The organism is Streptomyces sp. CO7, assembly GCF_053474865.1.
The window spans coordinates 87,187-88,177 of the sequence record NZ_JBRIOU010000001.1; the positions used below are offsets into that span (position 1 = coordinate 87,187).

At 74.6% G+C, this 991-nt stretch carries 1 protein-coding gene; it reads right to left on the bottom strand.

Features of this window, described 5'->3' with window-relative positions:
* Positions 1 to 803, bottom strand: an 803-nt coding sequence (locus ACOV8S_RS00395; protein WP_448315647.1) for a serine/threonine-protein kinase, incomplete at its 3' end; no start/stop codon positions are given.
* Positions 804 to 991 lie beyond the last annotated feature (188 nt).

Here is a 991-nt window from a genome sequence, read left to right on the forward strand (position 1 = left end):
GGGTCCAGGGGCGCGCCGCTGGGCAGTCCCCGCTCGGGGAGCAGCGGCAGCAGTGCCTCGTAGACCTCCTGGGCGGAGGACGGGCGGTTCTGCGGGTCCTTCTCCAGCAGCCGCAGCACCAGGCGCTCCAGCGGCTCGGGGACCTCGGCGCGCAGCCGGCGCAGCGGCAGCGGCGGGTCGTAGAGGTGCCGGTGCAGGACCCCGAGCGCGGTGGTCCCGGCGAACGGGACCTCGCCGGAGAGGAGTTCGTGCAGCACCACGCCGAGCGCGTACAGGTCGGTGTAGGGGCCGACGGCGCCGCCCATGGCCTGCTCGGGCGCCATGTAGGCGGGCGAGCCGATGGGCGAGCCGGTGTGGGTGAGGCGGGTGGTGTCGGAATCCATCACGGAGGCCACGCCGAGGTCCAGCACGGTCACCGTGCCGTCCTGCTTGACCATGACGTTCCGCGGCTTGAGGTCGCGGTGGACGATCGGCACCGCGTGCACCGCGCTGAGCACCGCGCACAGCTGGGCGGCGACGGCGGCCGCCCACGGCCAGGGGTAGGGGTCGTGCTCGGCGAGGTGGTCGGCGAGGTCCGCGCCGTCGACGTACTGCATGACCAGGAACAGGTCGTCCTGCTCGCTGCCCGCGTCGTGGACGGTGACCAGGCCGGGGTGGTCGACCTGGGCGGTGACCCTGCACTCGCGCAGGAAGCGGCGGCGCAGTTCCTCCGCCTCGGCCCCGGCGACGCGGTCGGGACGCAGCAGCTTGACGGCGACGCGCCGGTCGAGGCGGCGGTCGTAGGCGGTCCACACCTGGCCCATGCCGCCCTGGCCTATGAGCGTGGACAGTTCGTAGCGCCCGGCGATGACGCGCCCGGTGGTGGTGGTCACCTGGCGTCCTCCGGGCCGCCGTCCTGCTTGCGCAGCAGTTCGCTGAGCTCGTCGAGCTCGGCGCGCACCTGGTCGATGCGGCCGCCGGGCGCGGGGGTGGTGGGCGGCGGGGGCGTGTG